Here is a 15,995-nt window from a genome sequence, read left to right on the forward strand (position 1 = left end):
TGCTGTTCCGCCGCGGTAGGGGAGGGTGTCCCGGAGAACAAGGAGGCGTAGTGCGAGTCCCGGTGAGCTGGCTGACCGAGCACCTCGGTCTCGGGGACGAGTCGGTCGGTCCGCAGGAGCTGGCCGACGCGTTCCTGCGGATCGGCATCGAGGTCGAGGGCGTCCGGCCGCTCGGCGAGGTGAAGGGGCCGCTGGTCGTCGGCAGGGTGGTGACGTTCGAGGAGCTGGCCGGGTTCAAGAAACCCATCCGGTACTGCCGGGTCGAGGTCGGCGACACCGTGGCCGGGGACCTGTTCGAGTCCGGAGCGTCCGACGCGGGGGGGCCGACCGGGTCGGACATCGACGACGACCCGGCGGGGATCCGCACCCACGGCATCATCTGCGGGGCGACGAACTTCGTCGAGGGAGACCTCGTCGTGGTAGCCCTGCCGGGCACGGTGCTGCCCGGCGGCTTCGAGATCACCGCGCGCAAGACCTACGGCCGGATGAGCGAGGGCATGATCTGCTCCGCCGGCGAGCTCGGCCTCGGTGACGACCAGGGCGGCATCCTCGTGCTGCCCACCGGCACGGCCAGCCCCGGCGACGACGCGCACGCGGTGCTCGGGCTGGACGACACGGTGCTCGAGCTGGAGCCGACACCGGATCGCGGTTACACCCTGTCGGTGCGCGGGCTGGCCCGCGAGCTGGCCTGCGCGCTGGACCTGCCGTTCGGCGACCCCGCGGCGCTCGACCTGCCGGAGGCCGAGGGCGAGGCGTGGCCGGTGCGGATCGCCGACCCCACCGGATGCCAGCGGTTCGTGGTGCGGCGGGTGACGGGGTTGGACGCGTCCGCGCCGACGCCGTGGCGGATCCAGCGCCGGTTGATGCTGGCCGGGATCCGGTCGATCTCGCTCGCCGTCGACGTGACCAACTACGTCATGCTCGAGCTGGGCCACCCGCTGCACGCGTGGGACACCGCGGCGGTACGCGGCGAGCTGGTGGTGCGCCGGGCCGAGCCGGGGGAGACGCTGACCACTCTGGACGGTGTCGAGCGCGTGCTGGACCCCGACGACGTGGTGATCGCCGACGATCGCGGCGCGGCGTCGCTGGCCGGCACCATGGGCGGGGCGAGCACGGAGATCTCCCCGGAGAGCACCGACGTGCTGCTCGAGGCCGCGCACTGGGACCCGGCGTCGATCAGCCGCACCGCACGGCGACACAAGCTGTTCTCCGAGGCGGCGAAGCGGTTCGAGCGGTACACCGACCCGCAGTTGTGCGCGGCCGCGGTGGAGCTGACCGCGCGGTTGCTGCGCCAGTACGGCGACGGCAGCATCCAGCCCGGCCGCACCGACGTGGGCGATGTGCCGCCGATGCCGGCTATCACCATGCCGATCAACCTGCCCGACCAGGTCGCCGGGGTGCGCTACGAGCGCGGGGTGACCGTGCGGCGGCTCACCCAGATCGGCTGCAAGGTGTCGGTGGGCACCGGCGACGACGGCACCGCGATGGTGACCGCGGTGCCGCCGAGCTGGCGCGGTGATCTGGCCCAGTCGGCCGACCTCGTGGAGGAGGTGCTGCGGCTCGAGGGGTACGAGAGCATCCCGTCGACGCTGCCGGCGGCGCCGGCAGGGCGGGGGCTCGGCCCCGCGACGCGGCGGCGGCGCGCGGTGTCCCGGGCCCTGGCCGAGGCCGGGTACGTGGAGGTGCTGCCGTTTCCGTTCGTGTCGGCCGCCGTCTGGGACGCCTTCGGCCTTCCGGCCGACGACGTGCGTCGGCGCACCCTGGCGGTGCTCAACCCGCTCGAGGCGGACAAGAACCAGCTGGCGACCACTCTCCTTCCCGGGCTGCTGGACACGCTGCAACGCAACATCGCCCGCGGTTTCCGCGACCTCGCGTTGTTCCACATCGGACAGGTGACGTTGCCCAGGGCCACCGAGGTGCCGATGCCGGAGGTCGGCGTGGACCGTCGACCCACCGACGAGGAGCTCGCGGCGCTGGAGGGCGCCGTGCCGGCCCAGCCGACGCATGTGGCCGTGGTGCTGACCGGGCAGCGGCGGCGCGCGGGCTGGTGGGGCGCCGGCGAGCCGGCGATCTGGGCCGACGCGGTGCAGGCCGCGCGGACGGTCGCGGCCTTGGCCGGTGTGGAGCTGCGCGTGGAGTCGGGTGACCTGCCGCCGTGGCACCCCGGCCGGTGCGCGCGGCTGCTGGTCGGTGACTGGCCGGTGGGGCACGCCGGCGAGCTGCACCCGAAGGTGGTGGAGGCGCTCGGCCTGCCACCGCGGACGGTCGCCATGGAGCTCGACCTCGACGCGATCCCGCTGCACGACCGCCGGCCGGCGCCGGTGATCTCCGCGTACCCGCCGGTGCTACTGGACGTCGCACTGGTGGTGGACGAGCAGGTGCCGGCCGCGGAGCTGGCCGTCGCGCTGCGCACCGGGGCCGATGAGCTGCTCGAGGACGTCACCCTGTTCGACGTCTACACCGGTGACCAGGTCGGCGCGGGCAAGCGGTCGCTGGCGTACAAGCTGCGGTTCCGCGCGCCCGACCGCACGCTCACCGTGGAGGAGGCCACGCGGTCCCGTGACGCCGCGGTGGCCGCCGCGGCCGAGCGGTTCGGCGCCACCCTCCGCGCCTGACAGTGAGGATGTACGAGGATCCTCCCGGCCCCCGGTCTGACCCTGCGCCTGCCTGACCTGAAGTCCTTGACGGGATGTGTCGACCGTGGCTGGGAGGACTCTCGTGCACCGGCGGCGTCGACACCCATGAGGACAGCCACACCGCCACAGCGGTCGACACCGCCGGGCGGGTGCTCGGCAACACCCTGTTCCCGGCCGGCTACGCGGCGCTGCTGGCCTGGCTGTGCGGGTTCGGTCGGCTCGTGCTGGTCGGTGTGGAGGCACCGGCGCGTACGGCGCCGGCCTGGCCCGGTTCCTGCGTGAGCACGGCGTGTCCCTGGTCGAGGTTGACCGCCCGGACCGCAAGGCCCGCCGCTGGCAGGGCAAGTCCGACCCGGTCGGCGCCGAGGCCGCCGCCCGTGCTGCTCTGGCAGCCCGCGCCACCGGCACACCCCGGCAGCGCGATGGCCACATCGAGGCGCGACGCGCCCTGCGGGTGGCTCGCCGCAGCGCCGTAGGCCAGCGCGCCGACGTCCCATGTCAGAGGTACCCCCTCGTGGTCACCGCACCGAACTGGTTCGCAGCCAGCTGCGCAGCCTGCGCGTCGCCGACCTGATCGCCCACGGCGCCGGCATCCTGTCGATGCCACCCACGTCGAGCAGCCGGACGTCGCCACCATGCCCTGCCGACCCTGGCCCGTCGCCACCAGCGGCTCACCCACGAGATCACCGACCTGGACACCGTGATCACACCTCTGGCCGAGACGATCAACCCCACACTCACCGCGCCGCACGGCGTCGGCCCCGACATGGCCGGCCCACTGCTGGTCACCGCCGGCGACACCCCCGACCGGCTGCGTTGTCGAGGCCGCCTTCGCCATGCTGTGTGATGTCGCCCCGCTACCGGCCAGCAGCGGCCGCACCACCCGCCACCGCCTTAACCGCGGCGACGACCGACAGGCCAACGCCGCGCTCTACCGCATCGTCCCGTGCCGGCTGCGCTGGGATCCCCGCACCCGCGCCTACGCCGAACGACGTACCAAAGAAGGCATGTCCAAGAAAGAGATCATCCGCTGCCGCACGCGCTACACCGCCCGAGAGATCTACCACGCCCTCAACCCCACACCAAGACCACAACAACCACATTCCACGCGGTTTGACATCCATAGGAGCATCACCGCCGGGCCTCGGGCGGTGCCCGCGCCCCGGCTCCGTGGGGGCCGAGGCGTCCGGCATGGTCCTTCCCGGGTTCGTCCGTGGGCGATGTCGACCCGGCACCACCGCCGCGATCCCTGGTCGGATGCCCGGCGCGCGCCGAGGCGGCGGTGCGTGGCGTTCCACCCGGCGCCGGTCCGGCACGCGGTCGCGAGTCTGGTGAGCCGGTGTCACCGCCGTCACCCAGGTGCTTGAGGGCCTCCCGCCGGGACAGGGCCGAGAGCTCTGGGTGCTCGGCGACGAACGACCGCACCCAGCCCGGGTCGGTCCGGGCGTACTGCCGCAGCGCCCAGCCGATGCCCTTGCGCAGGAAGAAGTCGGGATCGCGGGCGCTCGCGGTGACGGCGTGGACGAGCAGGTCGAGGTCGGTCGCTTCGGCCGATGTGAGCTGGCAGATCACCGCCGTGCGGCGTTTCCACCGGTCCTCATCACCCGCCCAGCGCCGCAGGACCGGGGTGACCGATGCCGGGTCCGCGCGCAGGATCGGGCCGATCCGCTGGACGGCGATCTCGTCGACGAAGTCCCACCACGCGCCGGTGACGATCAGCTCCTCGTAGAGCGGCACCAGCTCGGCCGTCTGCCACCCGGCGTACGCGCGATGCCCGGTGAGGTCGACCGCCACGTAGCGCTCCTCCCGGAACGCGGCGCCGTGCCACAACTCGCGCACGGCCCGCAGCCACTCGTCCACATCGGACAGCGGATGCTCCTGGAACAACCGCCGGGCCAGCCGCCGCCGCTCGGGCGCCGGCACCCCGCGGAACGGCATGGCCGACTTCATGTACCGCCGCATCCTCTCCGCCCTGACCGGGTCGGTTAGCTCCGCCAGACCGGCCCGGACGGCCCGCACCAGTTCCCTCATCGTCCACCCCCGGATCCCGTCGTTCGCGTTCTGCCCCGACGGTAGGAACGGGGTCCGACAGTTCCGCGCCGCCGGCCCCGCCCGTCACCACAACGAGTGAAACGGGCGGACGAGGCCGCGCCGCACGACCATGTCCCGCCGCCGGAGCGCCTCTGCTGCGGTGAGCCGGCCCACCCCACGTTGATTGAAGTTGCGGCGGGATGCATAATCATTCGCATGACGGTCACGGTGGCGGTATCCGGGGCGAGTGGGTACGCGGGTGGCGAGCTGCTGCGCCTGCTGCTCGCCCACCCCGAGGTGGAGGTCGGCGCGCTCACGGCGGCGAGCAGCGCGGGAACGCCACTCGGGCAGCACCATCCGCAGCTCGTCCCGCTGGCCGACCGGGTGCTGGCCGACACCACCCCGGAGGCCCTCGCCGGCCACGACGTCGTCTTCCTCGCCCTGCCGCACGGCCACTCCGCGGAGCTCGCCGGCCGGCTCGGACCCGACGTCCTGGTGATCGATCTCGGCGCCGACCACCGGCTGACCAGCGCCGCCGACTGGCAGCGCTGGTACGGCGGCGACCACGCCGGGTCGTGGCCGTACGGGCTGCCCGAGCTGCCCGGCGCCCGAGAGCGGCTGCGTGGCGCCACCCGCGTCGCGGTCCCCGGCTGCTTCCCGACGGTGGGTTCGCTCGCGCTGGCCCCCGCGCTGGCCGCCGGGCTGGTCGAGCCCGACGTCACCATCGTCGCGGTCACCGGCACCTCCGGCGCCGGCAGGAGCCTCAAGCCGCACCTGCTCGGCTCGGAGGTGATGGGCTCGGCCAGCGCGTACGGGGTCGGCGGCGCGCACCGGCACACCCCGGAGCTGGCGCAGAACCTCGGGGCCGTGGCGAGCACTCCGGTCAGCGTGTCGTTCACCCCGGTGTTGGCGCCGATGCCGCGTGGCATCCTCGCCACCGCCACCGCCCCCACGGACTCCACTGTGGACACGGTCAGGGCGGCCTACGAGAAGTTCTACGCCGGCGAGCCGTTCGTGCACCTGCTGCCCGAGGGCGGCTGGCCGACCACGGCGGCGACGCTCGGCGCCAACACCGTGCAGCTCCAGGTCACCGTCGACGCCGACGCGCGGCGGCTGGTCGCGGTCGCCGCCATCGACAACCTCACCAAGGGCACCGCCGGCGGCGCAGTCCAGTGCCTGAACCTGGCCCTCGGCCTTCCCGAGGCCACCGGCCTGCCGACCGTGGGAGTGGCCCCGTGACCCTCGACGTACCTCCCTCCGTGGAGGCGGCAGCATGACCGTCACCGCCCCGAAGGGCTTCCGGGCCGCCGGTGTCACCGCCGGGCTCAAGGCCAGCGGTACCCCCGATGTCGCGCTGGTCGTCAACGACGGGCCGGCCGATGTCGCCGCCGCGGTGTTCACCACCAATCGGTGCAAGGCCAACCCGGTGCTGTGGAGCGAGCAGGTGATGGCGAACCGCCGAGCGCGGGCCGTGGTGCTCAACTCCGGCGGCGCCAACTGCTACACCGGACCGCGGGGCTTCCAGACCACGCACGCGACGGCCGAGCGCGTCGCGGACGCGCTCGGGATGGGCGCCGTCGACGTCGTCGTGTGCTCCACCGGCCTGATCGGCGAACAGCTCGCCCGCGACCCGCTCCTGGCCGGCGTCGACAAGGCGGTGGCCGCGCTGTCGCCGGGCGGCGGGCCGGCCGCCGCCGAGGCGATCATGACCACCGACACCCGGAGCAAGCAGGTCCACGTCCCCGGCACCGGGTGGTCGGTCGGCGGCATGGCCAAGGGCGCCGGCATGCTCGCCCCGGCGCTGGCCACCATGCTCGTGGTGCTCACCACCGATGCCGCCGTGGACGCCGGCACCGCCGACGCCGCGCTGCGCGCCGCCACCCGGGTCACCTTCGACCGGCTCGACTCCGACGGCTGCATGTCCACCAACGACACCGTGCTGCTGATGGCCAGCGGCGCGTCCGGGATCACCCCGGACGCCGACGAGTTCGCGGCGGCCGTGCGGGCGGCCTGCCAGGACCTCGCCCGGCAACTGCTGACCGACGCCGAGGGCGCCGAGCACGACATCACCGTCGAGGTGGTGCGCGCCGCGACCGAGGACGACGCCGTGGAGGTCGGCAGGGCGATCGCGAGGAGTGCGCTGTTCAAGTGCGCGGTGTTCGGCCGGGACCCGAACTGGGGCCGGATCCTCGCCGCCGCGGGCACCACGACGGCGGCGTTCGACCCGGCGACGCTGGACGTCGCGTTCAACGGCGTGTGGGTCTGCCGCGACGGGCAGCCGGGGGAGCCGCGGGACGGCGTGGACCTGTCCGGCCGGGACGTCTACGTCGTCGTCGACCTCAAGGCGGGCAAGGCCACCGCGACCATCTGGACCAACGACCTCACGCACGGTTACGTACACGAGAACTCGGCGTACTCGACATGACCCCGGCCGAGTCGATGATCCCCGCCGACGCGCGGCTGGCCACGGCCGCGGAGAAGGCCGGCGTGCTGATCGAGGCGCTGCCCTGGCTGCAGCGCTTCCACGGTGCCACCGTCGTGGTGAAGTACGGCGGCAACGCCATGGTCGACGACATGCTGAAGCACGCGTTCGCCCAGGACATGGTGTTCCTCCGGCTGGCCGGGTTGCGGCCGGTGGTGGTGCACGGCGGCGGCCCACAGATCACCGCGATGCTCGACCGGCTGGGGTTGGCCGGCGAGTTCAAGGGCGGGCTGCGGGTCACCACCCCCGAGACGATGGACGTCGTGCGGATGGTGCTCGTCGGGCAGGTGAGCCGGGAGCTGGTCGGGCTGATCAACGCGCACGGCCCGTACGCGGTCGGCATCTCCGGTGAGGACGCGCACCTGTTCACCGCCGCGCGCAAGCACGCCACGGTGGACGGTGAGCCGGTCGACATCGGACTCGTCGGCGAGGTCGTCGGCGTCAACCCCGACGCCGTGCTGGACATCGTCAACGCCGGCCGGATCCCGGTGGTGTCCACGGTCGCCCCGGACGCCGACGGCGTGGTGCACAACGTCAACGCCGACACCGCGGCCGGTGCGCTCGCCGCGGCGCTGGGCGCGGAGAAGCTGGTCGTGCTCACCGACGTGGAGGGGCTCTACGCACGCTGGCCGGACCGGTCCTCGCTGGTCGACCGGATCCGGGTGGACCGGCTCGAGCAGCTGCTGCCCAGCCTGGCCAGCGGGATGATCCCGAAGATGGAGGCGTGCGTGCGGGCGCTGCGCGGTGGGGTGCGTCGGGCGCATGTCATCGACGGCCGGCTCGCGCACTCCGTGCTGCTGGAGGTCTTCACCAGCCGGGGGGTCGGCACCATGGTCCTGCAGGAGACGGCGGAGGAGACGGCGGAGGAGGAGGGGGAATGAGTGAGATCACGTCCAACGTGGACGGCCAACGGCACTGGCGGTCCGCACTGATGGACAACTACGGCACCCCGGAGCTGACCCTCGTCCGTGGCGAGGGCGCGCGGGTGTGGGACGCCGACGGAAACTCCTATGTGGACCTGGTGGGCGGCATCGCGGTGAACGCGCTCGGGCACGCCCACCCCGCCGTGGTGCGCGCGGTGACCGAGCAGGTCGCCACCCTCGGGCACACCTCCAACCTGTACGTCAACCCGGTGGCCGTCGAGCTGGCCGAGGCGTTGCTCGACGTCGCCGGCGTGACCGGCAAGGTGCTGTTCGTCAACTCCGGCGCGGAGGCCAACGAGGCCGCGTTGAAGATCAGCCGGCTCACCGGCCGCACCAAGGTCGTGGCCTGCGCCGGGGCGTTCCACGGCCGCACCATGGGCGCCCTGTCGCTCACCGGGCAGCCGGCCAAGCGCGACGCTTTCGCCCCGCTGGTGCCCGGTGTCGAGCACGTCCCGTTCGGCGACGTCGCCGCGCTGCGGGCCGCGGTGGACGGCGAGACCGCCGCCGTGGTGCTCGAGCCGATCCTCGGCGAGGCCGGCGTGCTGCCCGCACCGGACGGCTACCTGCAGGCGGCCAGGGAGATCACCCGCGACGCCGGGGCGCTGCTGGTGCTGGACGAGGTGCAGACCGGCCTCGGCCGCACCGGTTCCTGGCTCGCCTTCCAACACGCTGGCGTCACCCCGGACGTCGTGACGCTGGCCAAGGGGCTCGGCGGCGGCCTGCCGCTCGGCGCGGTGATCGGCGTCGGCGCCGCCGGCGAGCTGCTCCGGCCCGGCCAGCACGGCACCACCTTCGGCGGCAACCCGGTGTGCTGCGCCGCCGGGTTGGCCGTGCTGCGCACCATCGCCGCCGACGACCTGACCGGCCACGCCGCCGCGCTCGGCAAGGACATCGCCACCGGCATCGAGGAGCTGGCCCACCCCCTGGTGGCCGGCGTCCGTGGCGCCGGCCTGCTGCTGGGCGTCGCGCTGCGCCAGCCGGTCGCCTCCGCCGTCGCGAAGGCCGCGCAGCACGCCGGCTACCTGGTCAACGCCGTCGCGCCGGACGCCATCCGGCTGGCACCACCGCTGATCCTCGACGCCGAGCAGGCGCGCGACTTCCTGGCCGCGCTGCCCGCCGCGCTGGACGCGCCCACCACGTCCCCCACCACGTAAGGACACCCCATGCCCCGGCACTTCCTGCGGGACGACGACCTGACTCCGGAGGAGCAACTCGCCGTCCTCGACCTGGCGGACACGCTGAAGAAGGACCCGCTCGGCAACCGCGCGCTGGACGGCCCCAGGGCGGTCGCGGTGATCTTCGAGAAGAACTCAACCCGGACCCGGCTGTCGTTCGAGGTCGGCATCGCCCAGCTCGGCGGGCACCCGGTGATCGTCGACGGCCGCTCGATGCAGCTCGGCCGGGAGGAGACCATCGAGGACACCGCCAGGGTGCTCTCCCGCTACGTCGACGCCGTGGTGTGGCGGACGTTCGCCCAGCAGCGGATCACCGCCATGGCCTCGGCAGCGACCGTGCCGATCGTCAACGCGCTCACCGACGAGTTCCACCCCTGCCAGGTGCTCGCCGACCTGCAGACCGTCCGGGAGCGCACCGGCGGGCTCGCCGGCAGGACGTTGACCTACCTCGGTGACGGTGGCAACAACATGGCCCACTCGCTGTTACTCGGCGGCGTCACCGCCGGGCTGCACGTGCGGGTCGCCGCCCCGGAGGGCTTCCACCCGCTGCCCGCGGTGATGGAGGCCGTGGGCAAGCGCGCCGCCGAGACCGGTGGCAGCGCCCGGGTGTTCACCGACCCGCACGCCGCGGTGGACGGCGCCGACGTCCTCAGCACCGACGCCTGGACGTCGATGGGGCAGGAGAACGACGGCAGGGACAGGGTGACGCCGTTCCGGCCGTACCAGCTCGACGCCGAGCTGCTGGCCCGCACCGGAACGGACACGGTCGTGCTGCACGACCTGCCGGCACACCGCGGCTGGGAGATCACCGACGAGGTGCTCGACGGGCCGGCGAGCGCGGTGTGGGACGAGGCGGAGAACCGGCTGCACGCGCAGAAGGCCCTGCTGGTGTGGCTGCTGACCATGGCGGAGCGACGATGACGTCCCGCGCCGCTCGCCAGGCCAGGATCACCGAGCTGGTGTCCACCATGGCCATCCGCAGCCAGACCGAGCTGGCGAAGCTGCTGGCCGCCGAGGGGATCGAGGTCACCCAGGCCACCCTGTCCCGGGACCTCGACGAGCTCGGCGCGGTGAAGCTGCGCGGCGCCGACTCCGGGGCACCGGTGTACGTCATCCCCGAGGACGGCAGCCCGGTCCGCGGGGTGCAGGGCGGCACCTCACGGCTGTCCCGGCTGCTCGCCGAGCTGATGGTGTCGGTGGACGCCTCGGGCAACCTGACCGTGCTGCGCACCCCGCCCGGCGCGGCGCAGTTCCTGGCCAGCGCCATCGACAGGGCGGCGCTGGAGGAGGTCGTCGGCTCCATCGCCGGCGACGACACGGTGGCGGTGATCGCCAGGGAGCCGCTCACCGGGACCGACCTGGCGGAACGTTTCGCCGCGCTTGCCCGGCGATCCTCTACTTCGGACGAACAAAGGAGCAAGGACGGTGACTGAACGGATCGTGCTCGCCTACTCGGGCGGGTTGGACACCTCGGTGGCGATCGGCTGGATCGCTGAGGAGACCGGGGCCGAGGTGGTGGCCGTGGCCGTCGACCTCGGCCAGGGCGGCGAGGACCTGGAGACCATCCGCAAGCGGGCGCTGGACTGCGGCGCCGTGGAGGCGGTGGTGGCCGATGCCAGGGACGAGTTCGCCGAGCAGTACTGCCTGCCCGCGCTGCAGGCCAACGCGCTCTACATGGACCGCTACCCGCTGGTCTCCGCGCTGTCCCGGCCGGTGATCGTCAAGCACCTGGCCGAGGCGGCGAAGTACCACGGCGCCACCACCGTCGCGCACGGCTGCACCGGTAAGGGCAACGACCAGGTGCGCTTCGAGGTCGGCATCGGCGCGCTGGCGCCGGACCTGAAGGTGATCGCGCCGGTCCGGGACTTCGCCTGGACGCGGGAGAAGGCGATCGCCTACGCCGAGGGGCGGAACCTGCCGATCGACGTGACGAAGAAGTCGCCGTTCTCGATCGACCAGAACGTGTGGGGCCGCGCGGTGGAGACCGGGTTCCTGGAGGACCTGTGGAACGCCCCGACCAAGGACGTCTACTCCTACACGGAGGATCCGACCGTCAACTGGCAGGCGCCGGACGAGCTGGTGATCACCTTCGACCAGGGCGTTCCGGTGGCCATCGACGGCGAGACCGTCACCATGCTCGAGGCCATCCAACAGCTCAACCGGCGGGCCGGGGCGCACGGCGTCGGCCGGCTGGACATGGTCGAGGACCGGCTGGTGGGCATCAAGAGCCGCGAGGTGTACGAGGCTCCGGGTGCGATCGCGCTGATCACCGCGCACCAGGAGCTGGAGAACGTCACCGTCGAGCGGGACCTGGCCCGGTTCAAGCGGCAGGTCGAGCAGCGCTGGGGCGAGCTGGTCTACGACGGCCTGTGGTTCTCGCCGCTCAAGGAGGCGCTGGACGGCTTCGTCGCCAAGGCCCAGGAGCACGTCTCCGGCGACATCCGAATGGTGCTGCACGGCGGCACCGCGACGGTCAACGGCCGGCGCAGCGAGCAGTCGCTGTACGACTTCAACCTCGCCACCTACGACGAGGGCGACACCTTCGACCAGTCGCTGGCGAAGGGCTTCGTCCAGCTGTGGGGCCTGCCGAGCAAGATCGCCGCCAAGCGCGACCTGAAGAACTGACAGCGAAAGGACTGAGCACCCCGTGCCAGAGGATCAGCAGCCGGTGCAGTTGTGGGGCGGCCGGTTCGCCAGCGGGCCCGCGGCGGCGATGGCCGCGCTGAGCGCGTCCACCCACTTCGACTGGCGGCTCGCGCCGTACGACATCGCCGGCTCCCGGGCACACGCCAGGGTGCTGCACGAGGCCGGCCTGCTCGACGACGCGGAGCTGGCCTCGATGCTGCGGGCCCTCGACGACCTCGAGGCGGACGTGCGGTCCGGGGCGTTCACCCCGACCGTCGGCGACGAGGACGTGCACACCGCCCTCGAGCGCGGCCTGCTCGACCGCGCCGGCCCGGAGCTCGGTGGCAAGCTGCGGGCCGGCCGGTCGCGCAACGACCAGGTGGCCACCCAGTTCCGGATGTGGCTGCGCGCCGCCGCCCGCCGGGTCGTCGCCGGCGCGCTCGACGTGATCGACGCGCTCGTCGCGCAGGCCGACCGGCACCCGGAGGCGGTGCTGCCGGGGCGCACCCACCTGCAGCACGCGCAGCCGGTGCTGCTCGCCCACCACCTGCTGGCGCACGCCCAGTCGCTGCAGCGCGACATCGACCGGCTGCGCGACTGGGATGTCCGCGCCGCGGAATCGCCGTACGGCTCCGGCGCGCTGGCCGGCTCGTCACTGGGGCTGGACCCGGACGCGGTGGCCGCCGAGCTGGGGTTCGCCGCGGCGGTGGAGAACTCCATCGACGGCACCGCGTCCCGCGACTTCGCCGCCGAGTTCGCCTTCGCCGTCGCGATGCTCGGGGTGAACCTGTCCCGCATCGCCGAGGAGGTGATCATCTGGAACACCACCGAGTTCGGCTACGTCACCCTCGACGACGCCTGGGCCACCGGCAGCTCGATCATGCCGCAGAAGAAGAACCCGGACGTCGCCGAGTTGACCAGGGGCAAGGCCGGCCGGTTGATCGGCAACCTCACCGGGCTGCTGGCCACGCTCAAGGCGCAGCCGCTGGCGTACAACCGGGACCTGCAGGAGGACAAGGAACCCGTCTTCGACTCGGTGGCGCAGCTGGAGCTGCTGTTCCCGGCGCTCGCCGGGATGCTCGGCACGCTCACCTTCTCCACCGACCGGATGGCCGAGCTCGCGCCCGCCGGGTTCACCCTGGCCACCGACGTCGCCGAGTGGCTGGTGCGGCAGGGGGTGCCGTTCCGGGTGGCGCACGAGGCGGCGGGGGAGAGCGTACGGGCCGCCGAGGAGCGCGGTGTCGGGCTGGAGGAGCTGACCGACGACGAGCTCGCCGCGATCCACCCCGCGCTCACCCCGGCGGTGCGGGAGGTGCTCACCGTCGCCGGGTCGATCGCCTCCCGGGACGCCCGTGGTGGCACGGCGCCCGTGCGGGTGCGGGAGCAGCGCGACCGGCTGGTCGCGCGGCTGGCCGCACACCGCGACTGGGTGAGCGGCTAGCCTGGGCCCGCCCAGGATCCGCGAGTCGAGGAGGGCGCCATCACCGACGAGGTGTTCCCGCGTGCCGAGCTGGCCGTTGACCCGCTGAACCTCGCCGAGCGCCTGCTCGGCAGCGTGCTGGAGTCCCGGTCCGCCGAGGGTGTGGTGCGGGTGCGGCTCACCGAGGTCGAGGCCTACCGCGGGCGGGACGACCCGGCGTCGCACTGCTACCGCGGCCGCACGGCGCGCAACGCGGTGATGTGGGGCCCGGCGGGCCATCTGTACGTGTACTTCGTCTACGGCATGCACTTCTGCGCCAACGTCGTCGGGCTGACGGACGGCGAGCCGGGGGCGGTGCTGCTGCGCGCGGGCGAGGTCGAGGCCGGCGCGGAGCTGGCCAGGGCACGGCGACCGACCGCGCGGGGAGCCGGCACGCTCGCCGTCGGCCCGGCCGTCCTCACCGCCGTGCTGGGCGTCGGGCGGGAGCACAACGGCGTCGATCTCACCGACCCGGACTCGCCGGTGCGGCTGCTGGCCCTGCCCCCGGTTCCGGGGCGCCGGATCCGCACCGGTCCCCGGGTGGGCGTGGCCGCGGCGATGGACCTGCCGTGGCGGTTCTGGCTGGACGGCTCGCCCGCCGTGTCGGCCTACCGCCGCGGCGGCCGGGTGCGGCCCCGGACGAAAGCCGGTTGACCTGGTACGGGAGTATCGGAAGCGTGAGCGAGCACATCCTTGACGAGCTGTCCTGGCGCGGCCTGATCGCGCAGTCCACCGACCTCGACGCGCTGCGGCGCGACCTCGCCGAGGGGCCGCTCACGTTGTATGCCGGATTCGACCCGACCGCGCCGAGTCTGCACGCCGGTCATCTCGTGCCGATGCTGGCCCTGCGCCGGTTCCAGGACGCCGGGCACCGGCCGGTGCTGCTCGCCGGGGGCGGCACCGGGCTGATCGGCGATCCGCGGGACGTCGGAGAGCGGACACTGCACTCCGAGGAGACGGTGCGCGAGTGGGCCGCCCGATTGCGCGGCCAGCTCGCCCGGTTCGTCGACTTCGACCACCCCGACGTGCCGCCGATCGAGGTCAACAACCTCGACTGGCTCGGCACGATGACCGTGCCCGCGTTCCTCCGCGACGTCGGCAAGCACTTCTCGATCAATACGATGCTGGCCAGGGAGACCGTGCGCCGCCGGCTCGACGGCGACGGCATGTCCTACACCGAGTTCAGCTACGTGCTGCTGCAGGCCACCGACTACCGGGAGCTGTTCGAGCGGTACGGCGTCCGGCTGCAAATCGGCGGCTCGGACCAGTGGGGCAACGTGGTCGCCGGTGTGGATTTGATCCGCAGGGTGCACGGTGCCCAGGTGCACGCGCTGACCACGCCGTTGCTGACCGACTCGGAGGGGCGCAAGCTCGGCAAGTCCACCGGGGGCGGCAACATCTGGCTGGATCCGGGGATGACCTCGCCGTACGCCTGGTACCAGTACTTCCTGAACATCCCCGACGACACCGCCGTCACGTGCCTGAAGCTGCTGACCTTCCTCGACCGCGACGAGATCGCCGAGCTCGAGCTCGCGACGGCGGAGCGGCCGGCGGCCCGGCTGGCCCAGCGTCGGCTCGCCCACGAGCTCACCGATCTCGTGCACGGCGAGACGCAGACCCGGCAGGTGGTCGCGGCCAGCCAGGCCCTGTTCGGCCGGGGGGAGCTGCGCGAGCTCGACGGGGCGACCCTGGACGCCGCGATGGCCGAGGTGCCCACCGGCGAGGTGAAGTTGTCCGACGAGCCGACCATCGTCGAGCTGCTCGTGGCCGCCGGGGTCGTGGACAGCAAGGGTGCGGCGCGGCGCACCGTCAAGGAGGGCGGCGCGTACGTGAACAACACGAAGGTCACCGGCGAGGACTGGCGGCCGGCCGCGGACGACGCGCTACACGGCCGGTGGCTGGTGGTGCGCCGGGGCAAGCGGACCACCGCCGGCGTTCGGCTGCTGCGCTGAGCGGCTGACCTGGGACTTCCCCGTTAGGGGACCCCCCGTGTCGGACCGACTTCCCCGGGAGGTAGTCTTTTCCTCGTCGCCAGGAAGGCCGGGCCGACACGGATGGAGGACCGCGAGGGACTCTCGGGAGAAGGACCGGCCGAGTAGCCGACGAACTCGACAGGGTGTAGACTCGATCGAGGCGTTGGCCCCGGGTCGTGCGGGACCCCGATGCGGGAGCCGCGAGTCGGACCGGGTAACGTGGAGCGACAGGCCCAGTAGGGCGACACCCCTCAACTTCCAACCTCGCGGTTGTCCGGTTGGGGCGTCTCGTCCCGGTGGGTACGAAGACTTTGAGAACACGTTTGTAGTGTTGTTTGAGAACTCAACAGTGTGCTAGTGAGCTTTGTTTAGCCAGTAGTTTGATTTTTGCCCCTTTTTTTGTGGGTTTCTTTGAGATTGATGGTTTGTGCCATTGGTCGACTCTTGCAGCATTGTTGGAGAGTTTGATCCTGGCTCAGGACGAACGCTGGCGGCGTGCTTAACACATGCAAGTCGGACGCTGAAGCATCTTCGGGTGTGGATGAGTGGCGAACGGGTGAGTAACACGTGGGTGACCTGCCCTGCACTTTGGGATAAGCCCTGGAAACGGGGTCTAATACCGGATATGACCGTCTCCTGCATGGGGGGTGGTGGAAAGCCTTTTGGGGTGGTGTGGGATGGGCCCGCGGCC

Annotated in this window: 13 protein-coding genes, 1 rRNA gene and 1 pseudogene; 14 read left to right on the plus strand and 1 reads right to left on the minus strand. The window is 72.6% G+C overall.

The annotated features are described in order from the left end of the window. The first annotated feature begins 50 nt into the window (after positions 1-50). The 3 genes and pseudogenes from pheT to BM051_RS30750 form a co-directional block, all read left to right on the plus strand. The gene (pheT, locus tag BM051_RS26205; RefSeq protein ID WP_092536008.1) at positions 51-2,615 is read left to right on the plus strand and encodes a phenylalanine--tRNA ligase subunit beta; all 2,565 of its coding nucleotides are present in this window, start codon (positions 51-53) and stop codon (positions 2,613-2,615) included. Between the two features lie 721 nt (positions 2,616-3,336). Further along, positions 3,337-3,483 carry a hypothetical protein gene (locus BM051_RS30120; RefSeq protein ID WP_243859348.1) on the plus strand — a complete coding sequence of 49 codons (147 nt, stop codon included), beginning with the start codon at positions 3,337-3,339 and terminating at the stop codon, positions 3,481-3,483. Further along, positions 3,473-3,562: pseudogene (locus tag BM051_RS30750) on the plus strand (hypothetical protein); the annotation flags it as partial. The gene BM051_RS30120 and the pseudogene BM051_RS30750, both read left to right, overlap by 11 nt. 205 nt (positions 3,563-3,767) lie before the next feature. Here BM051_RS30750 and BM051_RS26215 read toward each other — a convergent pair. Further along, on the minus strand, positions 3,768-4,667 hold the full coding sequence (locus BM051_RS26215; protein ID WP_092536011.1) for a DNA alkylation repair protein: 900 nt from the start codon (positions 4,665-4,667) through the stop codon (positions 3,768-3,770). Between the two features lie 216 nt (positions 4,668-4,883). Here BM051_RS26215 and argC point away from each other — a divergent pair, with 216 nt between their 5' ends. The 11 genes from argC to BM051_RS26270 form a co-directional block, all read left to right on the plus strand. Then, the gene (gene argC / locus BM051_RS26220) at positions 4,884-5,906 is read left to right on the plus strand and encodes an N-acetyl-gamma-glutamyl-phosphate reductase (RefSeq protein WP_092536014.1); all 1,023 of its coding nucleotides are present in this window, start codon (positions 4,884-4,886) and stop codon (positions 5,904-5,906) included. Positions 5,907-5,940: 34 nt separating this feature from the next. Further along, complete coding sequence (gene argJ / locus BM051_RS26225; protein WP_092536017.1) at positions 5,941-7,092, plus strand: bifunctional glutamate N-acetyltransferase/amino-acid acetyltransferase ArgJ; 1,152 nt, start codon at positions 5,941-5,943, stop codon at positions 7,090-7,092. Next, positions 7,089-8,030, plus strand: a complete 942-nt coding sequence (gene argB, locus BM051_RS26230; RefSeq protein ID WP_092536020.1) for an acetylglutamate kinase — start codon at positions 7,089-7,091, stop codon at positions 8,028-8,030. The genes argJ and argB overlap by 4 nt, the downstream gene beginning before the upstream one ends. Then, complete coding sequence (locus BM051_RS26235) at positions 8,027-9,226, plus strand: acetylornithine transaminase (RefSeq protein WP_092536023.1); 1,200 nt, start codon at positions 8,027-8,029, stop codon at positions 9,224-9,226. The genes argB and BM051_RS26235 overlap by 4 nt, the downstream gene beginning before the upstream one ends. A 9-nt stretch (positions 9,227-9,235) precedes the next feature. Continuing rightward, entirely contained in the window at positions 9,236-10,168 is a 933-nt protein-coding gene (gene argF / locus BM051_RS26240; protein WP_092536026.1) for an ornithine carbamoyltransferase, read from the plus strand. Then, positions 10,165-10,680, plus strand: a complete 516-nt coding sequence (locus BM051_RS26245; protein WP_092536028.1) for an arginine repressor — start codon at positions 10,165-10,167, stop codon at positions 10,678-10,680. The genes argF and BM051_RS26245 overlap by 4 nt, the downstream gene beginning before the upstream one ends. Next, positions 10,673-11,872 (plus strand): argininosuccinate synthase, encoded by a 1,200-nt coding sequence (locus tag BM051_RS26250; protein ID WP_092536031.1) that lies wholly within the window; start codon positions 10,673-10,675, stop codon positions 11,870-11,872. The genes BM051_RS26245 and BM051_RS26250 overlap by 8 nt, the downstream gene beginning before the upstream one ends. 43 nt (positions 11,873-11,915) lie before the next feature. Next, on the plus strand, positions 11,916-13,313 hold the full coding sequence (argH, locus tag BM051_RS26255) for an argininosuccinate lyase (protein WP_424923264.1): 1,398 nt from the start codon (positions 11,916-11,918) through the stop codon (positions 13,311-13,313). A 51-nt stretch (positions 13,314-13,364) separates the two neighbouring features. After that, entirely contained in the window at positions 13,365-13,985 is a 621-nt protein-coding gene (locus BM051_RS26260; RefSeq protein WP_243859352.1) for a DNA-3-methyladenine glycosylase, read from the plus strand. A 23-nt stretch (positions 13,986-14,008) separates the two neighbouring features. Further along, positions 14,009-15,283, plus strand: a complete 1,275-nt coding sequence (gene tyrS / locus BM051_RS26265) for a tyrosine--tRNA ligase (protein ID WP_092536040.1) — start codon at positions 14,009-14,011, stop codon at positions 15,281-15,283. Positions 15,284-15,756: 473 nt separating this feature from the next. Next, positions 15,757-15,995 (plus strand): 16S ribosomal RNA (locus BM051_RS26270); the annotation flags it as partial.

The sequence above is a fragment of the Amycolatopsis arida genome, assembly GCF_900115565.1.
Classification (GTDB): Bacteria; Actinomycetota; Actinomycetes; order Mycobacteriales; family Pseudonocardiaceae; genus Yuhushiella; species Yuhushiella arida.